The 15,945-nt window shown below is 51.0% G+C and carries 11 protein-coding genes and 4 pseudogenes; 14 read left to right on the top strand and 1 reads right to left on the bottom strand.

Features of this window, described 5'->3' with window-relative positions:
- Positions 1–47: 47 nt before the first annotated feature.
- Positions 48–572: pseudogene (locus tag ACFK9X_RS22260) on the bottom strand (DeoR/GlpR family DNA-binding transcription regulator); the annotation flags it as partial.
- On the opposite strand from ACFK9X_RS22260, the pseudogene yihU reads away from it, so the two are divergent.
- The 14 genes and pseudogenes from yihU to ACFK9X_RS22330 form a co-directional block, all read left to right on the top strand.
- A pseudogene (yihU, locus tag ACFK9X_RS22265) lies at positions 571–1,389 on the top strand (sulfolactaldehyde 3-reductase); the annotation flags it as partial. The pseudogenes ACFK9X_RS22260 and yihU overlap by 2 nt on opposite strands.
- Positions 1,390–1,411: 22 nt before the next feature.
- A complete protein-coding gene (yihT, locus tag ACFK9X_RS22270) occupies positions 1,412–2,290 on the top strand; it encodes a sulfofructosephosphate aldolase (protein WP_151117757.1) in 879 nt (292 codons plus the stop codon).
- A 15-nt stretch (positions 2,291–2,305) separates the two neighbouring features.
- Positions 2,306–3,547: a sulfoquinovose isomerase gene (yihS, locus tag ACFK9X_RS22275; RefSeq protein ID WP_000870934.1), complete on the top strand. Its 1,242-nt coding sequence runs from the start codon at positions 2,306–2,308 to the stop codon at positions 3,545–3,547.
- 3 nt (positions 3,548–3,550) lie between these two features.
- The gene (locus tag ACFK9X_RS22280) at positions 3,551–4,408 is read left to right on the top strand and encodes an aldose-1-epimerase (RefSeq protein WP_151117760.1); all 858 of its coding nucleotides are present in this window, start codon (positions 3,551–3,553) and stop codon (positions 4,406–4,408) included.
- A gap of 43 nt (positions 4,409–4,451) precedes the next feature.
- On the top strand, positions 4,452–6,488 hold the full coding sequence (locus ACFK9X_RS22285) for an alpha-glucosidase (RefSeq protein ID WP_151117763.1): 2,037 nt from the start codon (positions 4,452–4,454) through the stop codon (positions 6,486–6,488).
- 45 nt (positions 6,489–6,533) lie between these two features.
- The gene (locus tag ACFK9X_RS22290; RefSeq protein ID WP_000084251.1) at positions 6,534–7,916 is read left to right on the top strand and encodes an MFS transporter; all 1,383 of its coding nucleotides are present in this window, start codon (positions 6,534–6,536) and stop codon (positions 7,914–7,916) included.
- A 45-nt stretch (positions 7,917–7,961) separates the two neighbouring features.
- Positions 7,962–9,383, top strand: a pseudogene (locus tag ACFK9X_RS22295) (MFS transporter).
- Between the two features lie 67 nt (positions 9,384–9,450).
- Positions 9,451–10,143 carry a porin OmpL gene (gene ompL / locus ACFK9X_RS22300; protein WP_000838828.1) on the top strand — a complete coding sequence of 231 codons (693 nt, stop codon included), beginning with the start codon at positions 9,451–9,453 and terminating at the stop codon, positions 10,141–10,143.
- 156 nt (positions 10,144–10,299) lie between these two features.
- Positions 10,300–11,148 carry an STM4015 family protein gene (locus ACFK9X_RS22305; RefSeq protein ID WP_001042076.1) on the top strand — a complete coding sequence of 283 codons (849 nt, stop codon included), beginning with the start codon at positions 10,300–10,302 and terminating at the stop codon, positions 11,146–11,148.
- Between the two features lie 12 nt (positions 11,149–11,160).
- Positions 11,161–12,186, top strand: a complete 1,026-nt coding sequence (locus ACFK9X_RS22310) for an STM4014 family protein (RefSeq protein ID WP_151117766.1) — start codon at positions 11,161–11,163, stop codon at positions 12,184–12,186.
- Entirely contained in the window at positions 12,179–13,054 is an 876-nt protein-coding gene (locus ACFK9X_RS22315) for an STM4013/SEN3800 family hydrolase (RefSeq protein ID WP_000282791.1), read from the top strand. Before ACFK9X_RS22310 ends, ACFK9X_RS22315 begins: the two co-directional genes overlap by 8 nt.
- 1 nt (position 13,055) lies before the next feature.
- Complete coding sequence (locus ACFK9X_RS22320; protein ID WP_151117769.1) at positions 13,056–14,297, top strand: STM4012 family radical SAM protein; 1,242 nt, start codon at positions 13,056–13,058, stop codon at positions 14,295–14,297.
- Positions 14,294–15,172, top strand: coding sequence for an STM4011 family radical SAM protein (locus ACFK9X_RS22325; RefSeq protein ID WP_151117772.1), 879 nt, complete (start codon positions 14,294–14,296; stop codon positions 15,170–15,172). Before ACFK9X_RS22320 ends, ACFK9X_RS22325 begins: the two co-directional genes overlap by 4 nt.
- Positions 15,157–15,891 (top strand): annotated as a pseudogene (locus ACFK9X_RS22330) (Cof-type HAD-IIB family hydrolase). Before ACFK9X_RS22325 ends, ACFK9X_RS22330 begins: the two are co-directional and overlap by 16 nt.
- The last annotated feature ends 54 nt before the right edge of the window (positions 15,892–15,945 follow it).

A 15,945-nucleotide genomic window follows, 5' to 3' on the forward strand; every position in this document is an offset into this window, starting at 1 on the left:
TTGGCCGGATAAAGCGCTGACGCGACCATCCGGCGCAAGGGCGCTTGTCACGCTGAAACGGCGTCGTCCAGCGAAGGACTCACCTGAACCACTTCGATTTGCTGGGATTGAAGTAAATTCTGTAATGCCGGACCTGGATACTCGTCCGTAAACAGAGCGGTAATCTGTGACACATTGCCGATCTCAACCGCCGCAGAAGCATGGTATTTCGTATGATCGGCGGCCAGCAAAATATGTCGCGAGTGGGACATCATGGTTTTCACTACGCTGGCTTCGTTGACATCAAACTCCAGTAACGCGCCATCGCTCTCTATCGCGCCTACGCTGGTGACGAGATAGTCCGCCCGGAACCCCGCCACAAACGCCGCCGCGGATGGCCCGATAATGCCGCTATTATGCGGGCGCAGCGTGCCGCCAGGCACCATCACTTCAAAACGAGGGTTATTATAAAGAATGTGCGCGACGCGCAGGCTATTGGTGATAATGCGCAGATGATTATGGTTGAGCAGCGCGCGCGCCACCTGCTCAACCGTCGTTCCAATCGTGATAAATATCGTGGAGCCATCCGGAATCAGCGTCTTCGATGTTAATCCCGACGCCGTACAGCGTCTGGTAGACAAAGGCGCGCAGCCTGCAAGCAGCCCGGCTCAGGCAACCATCGGCGCTGAATTTGTTATCACCATGCTCCCGAACGGCGATCTGGTTCGTTCCGTTTTGTTTGGCGAGCAAGGCGTTTGTGAAACCCTTTCCCGTGAAGCGCTGGTCATTGATATGTCCACTATTCATCCGTTGCAAACCGATAAGCTGATTGCCGACATGCAGAGCAAAGGGTTCAGCATGATGGATGTGCCGGTAGGCCGGACATCCGACAACGCGATTACCGGCACATTGTTGCTGCTGGCAGGCGGTACGACGGAGCAAGTAGAGCGCGCTACCCCTGTTCTGATGGCGATGGGTAATGAGCTGGTCAACACCGGCGGCCCGGGAATGGGTATTCGCGTAAAACTGATCAACAACTACATGAGTATTGCGCTAAATGCGCTCTCCGCCGAAGCCGCCGTGCTGTGTGAAGCGCTGGGGCTTTCCTTCGACGTGGCTTTAAAAGTGATGAGCGGCACTGCCGCAGGCAAAGGGCATTTCACCACCACCTGGCCGAATAAAGTGATGAAAGGGGATCTGTCTCCCGCCTTCATGATCGATCTGGCGCACAAAGATCTTGGCATCGCGTTGGATGTCGCCAATCAACTGCACGTACCGATGCCGCTCGGCGCCGCCTCCCGTGAAGTTTATAACCTGGCGCGGGCCGCAGGCCGCGATCGGGAAGACTGGAGCGCCATCCTGGAACAGGTGCGCATCAGCGCCGGGCTGACCGCCAACGTAAAAAAGTAACGACTGTATAAAGGAAAATTGAATGAACAACTACACCATCAAAGACATTACGCGAGCGTCCGGCGGGTTTGCCATGCTGGCTGTCGATCAGCGCGAGGCGATGCGTTTAATGTTTGCTGCTGCTGGTGCGAAAACACCCGTTGCCGATAGCGTGCTGACGGATTTCAAAGTGAATGCGGCGAAAATTCTTTCCCCGTATGCCTCTGCCGTTCTGCTGGATCAGCAGTTCTGTTATCGCCAGGCCGTAGAACAAAACGCGGTCGCTAAAAGCTGCGCCATGATCGTCGCGGCGGATGATTTCATCCCGAGCAACGGTATTCCCGTTGATAACGTGGTCATTGATAAAAAAATTAATGCGCAGGCGGTAAAACGGGATGGCGCGAAAGCCTTAAAACTGTTGGTGCTGTGGCGCAGCGATGAAGACGCGCAGCAGCGTCTGGATATGGTCAAAGAATTCAATGAATTATGTCACTCCAATGGTTTGCTGAGCATTATCGAACCGGTTGTTCGTCCGCCGCGCTGCGGCGACAAGTTCGATCGCGAGCAGGCGATTATCGATGCGGCCAAAGAGCTGGGCGACAGCGGCGCCGATCTTTATAAAGTTGAAATGCCGCTCTACGGCAAAGGCGCGCGTTCCGATCTTCTTACCGCCTCACAACGCCTGAATGGGCATATCAATATGCCGTGGGTCATCCTCTCTTCCGGTGTGGACGAAAAACTGTTCCCTCGCGCGGTCAGGGTCGCCATGGAAGCTGGCGCATCCGGGTTCCTGGCGGGACGCGCGGTCTGGTCATCAGTGATTGGTTTACCGGATACCGAGCTGATGCTACGTGATGTTTCTGCGCCTAAGTTGCAACGTCTGGGCGAGATCGTCGATGAAATGATGGCAAAACGTCGTTAATACGAGGATGAAAGAATGAAATGGTTTAACACGTTGAGCCACAACCGCTGGCTGGAGCAGGAAACCGACCGCATCTTTAATTTCGGTAAAAACGCCGCGGTGCCGACAGGCTTCGGCTGGCTGGGAAATAAAGGGCAAATCAAAGAAGAGATGGGCACCCATCTTTGGATCACGGCGCGTATGTTGCACGTTTATTCCGTGGCGGCGTCGATGGGCCGACCGGGCGCTTATGATCTGGTCGATCATGGCATCAAAGCCATGAACGGCGCACTGCGCGACAAAAAATACGGCGGCTGGTATGCCTGCGTTAACGATCAGGGCGTGGTAGATGCCTCTAAACAGGGTTATCAACACTTCTTCGCCTTGCTGGGCGCGGCCAGCGCCGTCACGACCGGGCACCCTGAAGCCAGAAAATTGCTGGATTACACCATAGAAGTGATTGAGAAATACTTCTGGAGTGAAGAAGAGCAGATGTGCCTGGAGTCCTGGGATGAAGCCTTCAGCAAAACCGAAGACTACCGTGGCGGCAACGCCAATATGCACGCCGTCGAAGCGTTCCTGATTGTTTATGACGTTACCCATGACAAAAAATGGCTGGATCGCGCGCTGCGTATCGCGTCGGTAATTATTCATGATGTGGCGCGCAACGGTGATTACCGCGTCAATGAACACTTCGATTCACAGTGGAACCCTATCCGCGACTACAACAAAGATAATCCTGCCCACCGTTTTCGCGCCTACGGCGGTACGCCAGGTCACTGGATTGAGTGGGGCCGTCTGATGCTCCATCTCCATGCTGCGCTGGAGGCCCGCTTCGAAACGCCGCCCGCCTGGCTGCTGGAAGACGCGAAAGGTCTGTTCCATGCCACTATCCGCGACGCCTGGGCGCCAGATGGCGCAGACGGTTTTGTCTACTCAGTCGACTGGGACGGTAAACCTATCGTACGTGAACGCGTGCGCTGGCCGATTGTGGAAGCGATGGGTACGGCCTACGCCCTCTACACCCTGACGGGCGATAGCCAGTATGAAGAGTGGTATCAGAAATGGTGGGACTACTGCATTAAGTACCTGATGGACTATGAAAATGGTTCCTGGTGGCAAGAGCTGGACGCCGATAACAAAGTGACCACCAAAGTGTGGGACGGCAAGCAAGATATTTACCATCTGCTGCACTGTCTGGTCATTCCTCGTCTGCCACTGGCGCCGGGCCTGGCTCCGGCGGTCGCGGCGGGTCTCCTGGATATCAACGCGAAATAGGTCATGAGGATGGCAGCCATGCACAGCGGTGGAAAAACTATTCAGCTTAATGCGGGCCATTACCAGGCGAAAATCGTCACGGTTGGCGCAGGTCTGGCGGAACTGACCCATCATGGACGCCATGTGGTCATCCCGCATAAACCGGAAGAAATACCCATGGCGCATCTGGGGAAAGTATTGATTCCCTGGCCCAATCGCGTGACAAATGGCTGCTACTCCTATAACGGCAAGGTTTTCCAGCTTGCCATTAACGACCCGGTTTCGCAGACCGCCATTCACGGTCTGTTAGCCTGGCGAGACTGGCAGATTAATTATCAGTCGGCGACGGAAGCGTCGCTAACGATTTTTCTGCCGCCCTCTTACGGCTATCCCTTTGCGTTGATATCGGAAGTGATTTATCGGTTAGATGCCGCCAGTGGGCTGCACGTATTTATTCGTACGCAAAACATTGGCGATGAATCAGCCCCTTATGGCGCGGGCGCACATCCTTATTTGACTTGTAATCTGCAAAGCATCGATAGCTGTGTATTAACACTGCCTGCAAGCGAAGAATTGCCCGCAGGCAGGGATTTTTCCGCATCATGCCTGCTCGGCGAAACGCGCCTTGATCATGCGGTTAAGACCGCGACTGCCCCGGCGGAGTGGGAGGTCAGACTTACCAGCCCAACGCAGAACATGTCTACATTTTTACGCAGCACCCAGCCCTGGCTACAGATCTATACCGGCGAAAAACTCAGCCGAAAAGGTCTCGCGGTAGAGCCTATGAGCTGCCCGCCCGATGCATTTAATTCCGGGATCGCACTGATTCATCTTGCCCCAAAAGCGATCCATCAACTGCATTTTTCCATCGGCTGCGACTAGCCCAAATGGATTACCGAATTACCCTACATTCACGGAGATTACAATGAATTCTCTACCACAACGGTCAACCGATTTTGAACTGACAACATCACAGGATGGTTTTGCGCTTAGCTGGCAACAGCGCCTGATTTTACGTCACAGCGCCGAAAATCCCTGTCTGTGGATTGGCGCGGGCGTTGCCGACATTGATATGTTCCGCGGCAACTTCAGCATCAAAGACAAACTTAACGAGAAGATTGCATTAACGGAGGCCACGGTCAGCGAGCTACCCGACGGCTGGCTGGTACAATTCAGCCGTGGCGCAACAATTAGCGCCACCCTTCGCATCTCCGCCGATGAGGCGGGACGCCTGAAGCTGGATCTGCAAAACGACGACCTGCACCATAACCGTATCTGGTTACGCCTCGCGGCTAATCCAGACGACCATATCTACGGCTGCGGCGAACAGTTCTCTTATTTCGATTTGCGCGGCAAGCCGTTCCCGCTGTGGACCAGCGAACAGGGCGTTGGCCGTAATAAAACCAGCTATGTCACCTGGCAGGCAGACTGTAAAGAAAACGCCGGCGGCGACTATTACTGGACCTTCTTCCCGCAACCGACCTTTGTCAGCACGCAGAAGTATTACTGCCACGTCGATAATAGCTGCTATATGAATTTCGACTTCAGCGCGCCGGAGTATCACGAGCTGGCGCTGTGGGAAGATAAAACTACGCTGCGTTTTGAGTGTGCCGACACCTACATCGCCCTGCTGGAAAAACTGACTGCGCTGTTAGGCCGCCAGCCGGAGCTGCCGGACTGGGTTTATGACGGCGTCACGCTAGGCATTCAGGGCGGTACGGAAGTTTGTCAGCAAAAACTGGATACCATGCGCAACGCAGGCGTAAAAGTGAACGGTATTTGGGCGCAGGACTGGTCCGGTATCCGCATGACCTCCTTTGGCAAGCGCGTGATGTGGAACTGGAAGTGGAATAGCGACAACTATCCACAGCTGGATAGCCGGATCAAACAGTGGAAAGAAGAAGGCGTCCAGTTCCTCTCTTATATCAACCCATACGTCGCCAGTGATAAAGACCTCTGCGCCGAGGCGGCGAAACACGGCTATCTGGCGAAAGACGCCACGGGCGGCGACTATCTGGTCGAGTTTGGCGAATTCTATGGCGGCGTGGTCGATCTGACCAATCCTGAAGCTTACGACTGGTTCAAAGACGTCATCAAAAAGAACATGATCGCGCTCGGCTGCAGCGGCTGGATGGCGGATTTCGGCGAATATCTGCCGACCGACACGTATCTGCACAACGGCGTCAGCGCCGAGATCATGCATAACGCCTGGCCTGCGCTGTGGGCGAAATGTAACTACGAAGCGCTACAGGAGACCGGCAAGCTCGGCGAGATCCTGTTCTTTATGCGTGCGGGTTACACCGGCAGTCAGAAATATTCCACCATGATGTGGGCAGGCGACCAGAACGTTGACTGGAGCCTTGATGATGGTCTGGCCTCTGTAGTGCCTGCGGCATTGTCGCTGGCGATGACCGGCCATGGTCTGCATCACAGCGATATCGGCGGCTACACCACCCTGTTTGACATGAAACGCAGCAAAGAGTTGCTGCTGCGCTGGTGCGATTTCAGCGCCTTTACGCCGATGATGCGCACCCATGAAGGCAACCGCCCCGGCGATAACTGGCAGTTCGACGGCGACGCGGAAACTATTGCCCACTTTGCCCGTATGACCACCGTCTTCACCACCCTGAAACCGTATCTCAAACAGGCCGTCGCGCAAAACAGCGCCACCGGTCTGCCGGTAATGCGCCCGCTATTCCTGCATTACGAAGACGATGCGCGCACCTACACCCTGAAGTATCAGTACCTGCTGGGACAAGATTTGCTGGTAGCGCCGGTTCACGAACAGGGACGCAGCGACTGGACGCTGTATCTGCCGGAGGATAGCTGGGTCAATGTCTGGACCGGGGAAACTTACCAGGGGGGTGAAATTACCGTGGACGCGCCGATTGGCCAGCCTCCGGTGTTTTATCGGGCGAAGAGTGAATGGGCGTCACTGTTTGCCACTTTACGCAACATCTAATACGGCTCGCCCGCAGGGAAACCTGCGGGCAGATGGAGAAGAATAATGAGTCAAACATCATCGAATCCGGCAACCCTACGCTTGCCGTTTAAAGAAAAACTTGCCTATGGACTGGGGGATTTAGGTTCCAATATCCTGTTAGATATCGGGACCCTCTATTTACTCAAATTTTATACCGATGTGCTGGGTTTACCAGGGACTTACGGCGGGATCATTTTCCTGATCGCCAAATTTTTTACCGCATTTACCGATATGGGTACCGGCATTATGCTCGACTCGCGGCGTAAAATTGGTCCGAAGGGCAAATTCCGCCCGTTCGTGCTTTACGCGGCATTTCCGGTAACGCTACTGGCGATTGCTAACTTTGTCGGCACACCGTTTGAGGTGACGGGAAAAACCGTCGTCGCAACGATGCTGTTTATGCTGTACGGGCTGGTTTTCAGCATGATGAACTGCTCGTATGGCGCGATGGTGCCCGCGATTACCAAGAACCCGGATGAACGCGCCTCGCTTGCCGCCTGGCGTCAGGGCGGCGCCACTCTCGGCCTGCTGCTGTGTACCGTTGGCTTTGTGCCGGTCATGAACCTGATCGAAGGCAATGCCCAGCTCAGCTATATTTTCGCCGCCACGCTATTTTCATTGTTTGGCCTGCTATTTATGTGGCTGTGCTACGCCGGCGTTAAAGAGCGCTACGTCGAAGTGAAACCTGTCGATAGCGCGCAAAAGCCCGGATTATTGCAGTCGTTCCGCGCCATCGCCGGTAACCGTCCGCTGTTTATTCTGTGTATCGCCAACCTTTGTACTCTCGGCGCCTTCAACGTCAAACTGGCGATTCAGGTTTATTACACCCAGTACGTTCTTAACGACCCGATCCTCCTCTCCTGGATGGGCTTCTTTAGCATGGGCTGTATTTTTATCGGCGTCTTTTTGATGCCCGGCGCAGTCAGGCGTTTTGGCAAGAAGAAAGTCTATATCGGCGGGCTGTTAATATGGGTGGCGGGCGATCTGCTCAACTACTTCTTTGGCGGCGGCTCGGTCAGTTTTGTCGCCTTCTCCTGCCTGGCGTTCTTCGGTTCCGCCTTCGTCAACAGCCTGAACTGGGCGCTGGTTTCCGACACGGTGGAGTACGGTGAATGGCGCACCGGCGTCCGCTCGGAAGGGACGGTTTACACCGGCTTCACGTTCTTCCGTAAGGTCTCCCAGGCACTGGCAGGGTTCTTCCCCGGCTGGATGCTGACGCAAATCGGTTATATCCCGAATGTGGTGCAATCGGCAGGCACCGTCGAAGGCCTACGCCAGTTGATCTTTATTTATCCTTGCGTGCTGGCGGTCATCACCATTATTGCGATGGGCTGTTTCTACAACCTCAACGAGAAGATGTACGTGCGAATTGTGGAAGAGATTGAGGCCCGGAAACATACGGTTTAACAACAATAAAATATAACGTCCTGCGGGGCGTTTTGAGAGGCGATTATGTCTAATCATGATCCGCTAACGCTAAAGTTGAGCCTGCGGGAAAAATGCGCCTATGGCGTGGGCGATTTCGGCTCAAATCTGATGCTGTGTATCGGTACGCTGTATCTACTGAAGTTTTATACCGATGAACTCGGGATGCCTGCATATTACGGTGGAATTATCTTTCTGGTGGCGAAATTCTTCACCGCTTTTACCGATATGCTCACCGGCGTATTGCTGGATTCACGCCGTAATATTGGCGCAAAAGGAAAGTTTCGGCCTTTTATTCTGTATGCGTCATTTCCGGTGGCTCTGGTTGCTACTGCGCAATTCTTTGCCACTCACTTTACTTTACCCGTTAAAACAGCCTTCGCGACGGTGCTGTTTATGTTGTTCGGTCTGTTCTACAGCCTGATGAACTGCTCATACGGCGCGATGGTACCCGCTATTACCAAAAATCCGCATGAGCGCGCCCAGCTCGCCGCATGGCGACAAGGCGGCGCTACCATTGGCCTTCTTCTTTGTACCGTAGGTTTTATGCCCATTCAGGCGCTGTTTACCCGTTCCCCTTCGCTGGGTTATCTGATTGCAGCAGTCATTTTTTCGGTCTGCGGGCTGTTCAGCATGTAGTGGTGCTTTAGCGGGGTGAAAGAACGGTATATCGAAACCGTACCTGACACGCATAAACCCAGCATATTGAAGTCCTTCTGCGCGATTTTTCGTAATCCGCCGCTGCTGGTGCTCTGCGTTGCCAATTTGTGCACGCTGGCCGCCTTTAATATCAAGCTGGCCATTCAGGTTTATTACACTCAATACGTGCTGAACGATATTCATTTGTTGTCATGGATGGGTTTTTTCAGCATGGGCTGTATCCTGATTGGTGTTTTATTAGTACCTGCTGCGGTAAAACGCTTCGGGAAAAAATAGGTTTATCTTGGTGGTCTGATATTGTGGGCCGTTGGCGATATCCTGAATTTTATCTGGGGTGGAACGTCATTCCTGTTTGTTATTTTCTCTTGTATCGCCTTCTTCGGTACCGCTTTCGTCAACAGCCTGAACTGGGCACTGGTTCCGGATACGGTTGACTACGGTGAATGGAAAACGGGTATTCGCGCTGAAGGCTCGGTGTATACGGGTTATACCTTTTCCCGCAAAATTTCCGCTGCGCTTGCTGGCTTTTTGCCAGGTATTATGCTGACGCAAATCGGTTATATCCCCAACATAGCTCAAAGTGACACCACGTTGCTTGGTTTGCGTCAGCTCATTTTTTTATGGCCTTGCGGTCTTGCCATTATCGCAGCACTAACGATGGGCTTTTTTTATAAGCTCAATGAACAACGTTTCGCTTTTATTATCGAGGAAATTGCCCAACGAAAGAAAACAGGTAATCAAATTGTCGCGACTAATAATAAACAAAGTATTTCTACTGTAAATAATTAAACGACGCTTGCCGCTTTATCCATCCCGATGGATGGCGGCTTCCCTATATTTGAAAAATGGATTTATTATGAAATCTCTGAATACTCTAGTGATATTAACTTCTGTAATATCCACCTCTGTTTTTGCTGGCGCTTATGTAGAAAACCGTGAGGCCTATAACCTGGCGTCTGACCAAATGGAGTTTATGCTGCGCGTCGGCTATAACTCCGATATGGGGGCCGGAATTATGTTGACCAATACCTATACGCTACAGCGTGATGATGAATTAAAGCACGGTTATAATGAGATTGAGGGCTGGTATCCATTATTTAAACCTACAGATAAATTAACCATCCAGCCTGGGGGGTTAATAAACGACAAAAGCATTGGTTCCGGCGGCGCCGTCTATCTGGATGTTAACTATAAATTTACCCCGTGGTTTAATCTTACGGTACGTAACCGATATAATCACAATAATTATAGTTCAACCGATTTGAATGGCGAACTGGATAATAATGACAGCTATGAAATCGGTAACTATTGGAATTTTATCATTACCGATAAATTTTCTTATACCTTTGAACCACACTATTTTTATAACGTTAATGATTTTAATAGTAGTAATGGTACGAAGCATCATTGGGAAATCACTAATACCTTCCGTTATCGTATCAATGAACACTGGTTGCCCTACTTTGAATTACGCTGGTTAGATCGTAACGTGGGCCCCTACCATAGAGAGCAAAACCAGATTCGTATCGGGGCGAAGTATTTCTTCTGATATTATTGCCTCTATTTTACGAATCAGCATCACAGCGGGTAGTTGTTCTGCCCGCTCATTCATCCTGAATCGGACTCCCGATATCCCGCCCCTAAGCGCCATGATAATATTCACAAAGCGTTTTACCGTATTCATGCTTATAGAGAAGGGAAACAAATGAATAAGCGATTTAATATTGATTGGGACAATGAATTAACCCAGGAACAGCTCATTAATTTAATTTTAACCGATGAAGATCTGCCAAAGCTTCGCTCGCTGACCATTGGTAACTGGGGTGATTGTTGGGAAGACGAAACCTGCCAGCCTATTATTGATATGATTGTGGAGAACGCCCCCCGCTTTGCTCACCTAGAATCACTGTTTATCGGTGATATGGAGAGCGAAGACTGCGAGATCTCCTGGATTAAACAAGGTGACTATTCCAGGCTCTATGCAGCGTTACCCAATCTGAAAGAACTGATTATTAAAGGCGCGTCGGATCTGCGACTGGGCGCTATACATCATGAGAAACTGGAGCACCTGGAAATCATTTCCGGCGGCATCCCTTCTAACGTGCTTGCCGAACTACAAAATGCGCAGCTCCCTGCATTAAAAACGCTGAAGCTCTTCCTGGGCGTAGAGGAATACGGTTTTGACGGTTCGCTGGATAACGTGATGGCGCTGGCATCCAAAGATCTTTTCCCTCAGCTCACCCATCTGGGGTTGATGAACAGTGAAGAGCAGGATGATATCGTCCGCCGGGTGCTGGAAAGTAATATCCTGCCGCAGCTTAACGTGCTGGAACTCTCATGCGGTACCTTAACGGATAGCGGCGCAGAGGCGCTGCTGGAGCATAAAGACCGAATTGCGCATCTGGAAACACTCGATCTCCACCACCACTATTTGACGCCGGAGATGCAGGAAAAGCTAAAAGCCGCGCTGCCGATACCGCTGAATCTTTCAGAAGCGCTGGAGCCTGATGATTACGATGGCGATATTTATATGAATGCGATGTACACCGAGTGATTGTGTAGGGGAATGTGCACATTCCCCTACACACCGATAAAGGGATTTATTGTGATTACGCTCATTGGCCCCCGTCAGAGCAAGCGCACGCATTATTTTATGCAGGCTGCCGCCGTACTTGGGGAACCCGTCACGGCGCTGACTCATCCGCACGCGCTGGACGCTTCGCTGACCTCTGGCATCGTTAAAATCGACCCGCCAGTACACAGTGAAACTGACATCCGCAAAATAAACGCGATCGGTCTGGACTATATCCATTTTTTGCAGAACATGGCGGCGCGTCCTGGCGTCACCTGGCTTAACCATCCGGCGGGCCTCATTCACCTGCTGGATAAAAAACGCTGCAAGCGGCACTTACTGGAACACGGCATCCCCACGCCGCCGTTGGTAGCGGAAGACGTAAAAAGCTTTGCACAGCTCACCGCCATCATGCAGGAAAAAAAGGTCGCCAGCGTGTTCATCAAGCCCTCGCTGGGTTCTGGCGCGGCGGGCGTTATCGCTTTGCGCCGCCACCCTGATGGCATAAAGCAGGTGCTTTACAGCGCGATTGCCATATCAGGACAACAGCTATTTAACAGCAAAAAAATCCAACAGTATCGTCAGAAAGAAGATATCCAGCTCATTATTGATGGCGTTCTTCAGCAGGAAAACCTCGTCGAACAGTGGCTGCCCAAAGCCAGCGTAAAGCATAAAACCTATGATTTACGCATCGTCTGCCTGGATGGCGAAATTATCTGGCGAGTGGTCAGAACCTCCTCGCAGCCCATTACTAACTTACATCTGCAAAACCAGGCTTGCCGCTTCGAAAGTCTGGAGTTATCTGCCGCAAAAGTGACTGAGATCGATACGCTCTGTCAAAATGCCATGCGACTTTTTCCTGGCATTCGCTTAGCGGGTATTGATGTTTTACTTACCACCAGCCTGACGCCGTATATTATTGAAATTAATGGCCAGGGTGATTTAATTTATCAGGATGCGCAGCAGAACAATCTAATTTATCAGGCGCAGATCCGGGCCATGAGGAAGCAAAATGTATAATTCAATGGATGAAGTCCCCGTCTCGCTGCACGCGTCGATTGACACAGGCGATGGCGAATTCGATATGAATGCGCTAATTAGTAATAACGCTCATATTCTTTTTATTGTGCTGGACTCGTTACGCTACGATATTGCGCTTCAGGAACAAACCGCCGGAAATACGCCAAACCTTAATCATTATGGACAATGGACGAAATGCGAGGCGGCCGGTAATTTTACCTGGCCTTCGCATCACGCCATGTTTTCAGGTTTTATGCCAAAACCTATTGATGATACCGTTAATCAGACCATGCTGTTTTTCCCAAAAGATATCGGACTTGGTCGTAAAGGGCCGAAAAATGCATTTGCCTTTGATGACGCAACATGGATAAAAAGTCTGGAAAATAAAGGCTACCAGACCATCTGTATTGGCGGCGTCTCTTTCTTTAATAACCGCTCCGGCATGGGAAAAGTGTTCCCGTCGATGTTTAAAGAGAGTTACTGGCATCCACGCTTTGCCTGTACGGTTAAAGAAAGTATGGATAACCAAATCCATTATATCCAGAAAATCATGGCCGAGCGTGCTGGCAACCAACCGGTCATGATGTATATCAATATCGACACGATTCATTACCCTAACCATTTTTACGTTGAGGGCGCGGCCCCTGGCGATACCGTTGAGACCCATGCCGCCGCGCTACGCTATATCGACGCCCGCATCGACGGATTACTGAACATTTTCCGCCAAACCGGCGGCGAAACGTTCGTTATTGTCTGTTCCGATCACGGTACCTGCTATGGCGAAGACGGGAAATATTTCCATAGTTTTAATCATCCGATCGTTAATACCGTTCCTTATATGCATTTCTTGTTGAGCGGTAATCATTAATATGAATAACAATGATATTTATCGTCAGTATATGTACAGTTATCCGCATAAGACGGCTTATCGGGAGCTGGAGAACGTCAGCTTTAGCGAAGTAAAACCACGGATTTACGAGCACGACACACATCTGTATGTTCATATGCCGTTTTGTCAAAGTCGCTGCGGGTTCTGTAATTTATTTACCTGCACAGGCGCAGATAATACGTTCATTGATAGCTATATCGACGCGATTATTACCCAGGGCCAACAAATGGCGCTGGCGCCCGTCCACTGGGGAAGCTTTACCGTAGGCGGCGGCACACCTCTGCTATTAAACATTGCGCAATTAGAGAAGTTATTTTTTTCCGTCTTTGATGTGCTCAATGTTGACTGGAATATTTATAAAACAATTGAAACTTCCCCTACGGATACCACAGCAGAAAAAGTAGCGCTATTAAACGCCTTTTCCGTTAATCGCGTCAGTATTGGCGTACAAAGTTTTCATGACAGCGAGTTACATACGCTGCACCGCCGCCACAATGCCGCCAGCGCGCACCAGGCGCTGGAATGGCTAAAGGCGGATCATTTTCCATCACTCAATATTGATATTATTTACGGCATTCCCGGACAGACTCACGCAAGCCTGACGGAATCGTTACATCAGGCGCTCGTTTATCAACCGGAAGAGCTGTTTCTTTATCCGCTTTATAATATGCCTCGCCAGGAAAATATGCATAGCTACTACGTTTTAGCCCGCGATCTTTTACGCAACGCGGGCTACACCCAAACGTCCATGCGCCGTTTCGTCCTTAATCCAGCGCCATCCGCCGCGGCGGAAAGCTGCGGATTTGAAAACTCACTGGCGCTCGGCGCGGGCGGCAGAAGTTATCTTGGCAATCTGCATTACTGTTCACCGTGGTCGTCGAACCTGCAAACATCACGAAAAATCATTCAGGCGTTTATCGACAGCCCGGATAAAACCGTCATTAATCACGGTTATCTGCTCCCCCCTGATGAAATGAAACGCCGCTTTATCATTAAAAATCTATTTTTCTGGCAGGGACTTTCTCTTAGCGATTATCAGCAATATTTTGCCAGCGATGCGCCAAGGGATTTCCCCGACCTGGAACGCTTTATACAGCAAGGCTACTGTTACCAGAATGGCAGTCGCCTCCGGCTAACGGAGACCGGTATGGCATTATCCGATTGCCTTGCTCCTGTGTTCGTTTCGCCTGAGGTGATGCTACGGGAGAATCGGCAGAGATGAGTACCCCCGCCCTGCGCGATATTCACACGCTGTTTTATCGCGGCTATCTTAAATCGTGTAATTATCATTGCGGCTATTGCCCGTTCCATAAACACGCCCGTAACGATAAAAAACGGGACGAAGCCGCGCTATGGCGCATGGTTGACCATTTGCCTCTTTTAGGTACGCCGTTGAATGTGATGATTACGCCCTATGGCGAGGCGCTACGCTTGCGTTATTACATGGCGGCGCTGGCAGAAATTAGCCGCTATCCTCATGTTCAGGCGGTCGGCATACAAACTAACGCCTCTTTTTCGTTAATGTCATTGCTGGAGGCATTTCGTGCTGGCGGCGGAGATATCTCAAAGCTTCGGTTATGGTGTTCTTTTCATCCCTCACAAATTACCGCTGAGCGCTTTCTCCAGCAGTGTTTAGCGCTCTCTGCCGCCGGAATAACCTGGTGCGCGGGGGCTGTCGCCAGTATGAAAGATATCGACCAGTTTCGTTGGCTCCGCCAGCAGTTGTCTGACCAGAATTATTTTTGGTTTAACGCCAACGAGTGTGCCAATACCCGGCATATCGTTGAGGAAACCATCGCCTTCGGCGAACTCGATCCGCTGTATGTGATTGAAACGCAGCAGTGGCCAGCGCAGCTGGATATCTGTACCGCAGGAAGAAAAAGTATTTTTATGAATGCAGAAGGCGATCTTTTTGCTTGTCATATCAGCAAAATTAAAATGGGTAATTTATATCAGCAACGGCTCAATTCTCCCGCCTGCCAGGCAAAACAATGCCACTGTTTTCTCGCTTATCAGCACCGTCTCGATATTCCATTGCTGAATCACCTGGATGCCTCACGCTGTTTTAGGATCGGGCGCTCATGCGATATCGTTTAATCGCTTTTGATCTTGATGGAACGCTGCTAAACCGTAATAAACAAATTCTGCCAGAGTCGCTAACCGCCATCCGTCAGATGCAGGACATGGGCTGACGAATAATGCTTGTCACCGGCCGCTCTCATCGTGAAGCCTATGCGTATTATCAAACGCTGGCGCTCACCGAACCGATGATCTGTTGTAACGGAAGTTATATTTATCAACCGGCTCAACAGCAGGTCCTTCACCCGCTGCCGCTGACGCACTTACAAACGGAAAAAATACTGGCGCGGGTATATCCGCTTAAACCGACAATTCGTGCTGATGATAAAATAATCTTTCAGGCTGATGAGCTAAGCAGTAGGGAGAATATCTGGCAAATCAGCGTCGTTCATCGGCACATAAAACAACTACAAAATATTGCTGAGTTTATACAGCATGAATTACAGCTAAGCTGTACCTGGTCCTGGCATCATCAACTGGATATTCTCCAGAAGGGGTGTAGCAAAGGACAAAGCCTCGCCAGATATGCACAGCAACAGCATATCGCAATGCGCGAAGTGATGGCGTTTGGCGATAATGATAACGATGCGGAAATGCTACGTTTAGCCGAATTGGGCGTCGCGATGGGGAATGCCAGCGCTCGGGCAAAGGTGTATGCGGATAGCGTCATTGGTCGGCATAATACGCCAGCGATTGCTGATTTTTTGGTAACCTTATCCCTTTCTCAACGTGAATAAAAAAACCCCGCCGAGCTTTCATTTCGGCAGGGTTTTTATCCGTAAGAGCGTTAA

It is taken from the genome of Salmonella sp. WC3 (assembly GCF_042932255.1).
GTDB classification, from domain to species: domain Bacteria; phylum Pseudomonadota; class Gammaproteobacteria; order Enterobacterales; family Enterobacteriaceae; genus Salmonella; species Salmonella enterica.

Excerpts from the sequence above, each read along its gene's own strand:
- yihT (WP_151117757.1), top strand. The coding sequence starts at position 1,412 with ATGAACAACTACACCATCAAAGACATTACGCGAGCGTCCGGCGGGTTT.
- yihS (WP_000870934.1), top strand. The coding sequence starts at position 2,306 with ATGAAATGGTTTAACACGTTGAGCCACAACCGCTGGCTGGAGCAGGAA.
- ACFK9X_RS22280 (WP_151117760.1), top strand. The coding sequence starts at position 3,551 with ATGAGGATGGCAGCCATGCACAGCGGTGGAAAAACTATTCAGCTTAAT.
- ACFK9X_RS22285 (WP_151117763.1), top strand. The coding sequence starts at position 4,452 with ATGAATTCTCTACCACAACGGTCAACCGATTTTGAACTGACAACATCA.
- ACFK9X_RS22290 (WP_000084251.1), top strand. The coding sequence starts at position 6,534 with ATGAGTCAAACATCATCGAATCCGGCAACCCTACGCTTGCCGTTTAAA.
- ompL (WP_000838828.1), top strand. The coding sequence starts at position 9,451 with ATGAAATCTCTGAATACTCTAGTGATATTAACTTCTGTAATATCCACC.
- ACFK9X_RS22305 (WP_001042076.1), top strand. The coding sequence starts at position 10,300 with ATGAATAAGCGATTTAATATTGATTGGGACAATGAATTAACCCAGGAA.
- ACFK9X_RS22310 (WP_151117766.1), top strand. The coding sequence starts at position 11,161 with ATGTGCACATTCCCCTACACACCGATAAAGGGATTTATTGTGATTACG.
- ACFK9X_RS22315 (WP_000282791.1), top strand. The coding sequence starts at position 12,179 with ATGTATAATTCAATGGATGAAGTCCCCGTCTCGCTGCACGCGTCGATT.
- ACFK9X_RS22320 (WP_151117769.1), top strand. The coding sequence starts at position 13,056 with ATGAATAACAATGATATTTATCGTCAGTATATGTACAGTTATCCGCAT.
- ACFK9X_RS22325 (WP_151117772.1), top strand. The coding sequence starts at position 14,294 with ATGAGTACCCCCGCCCTGCGCGATATTCACACGCTGTTTTATCGCGGC.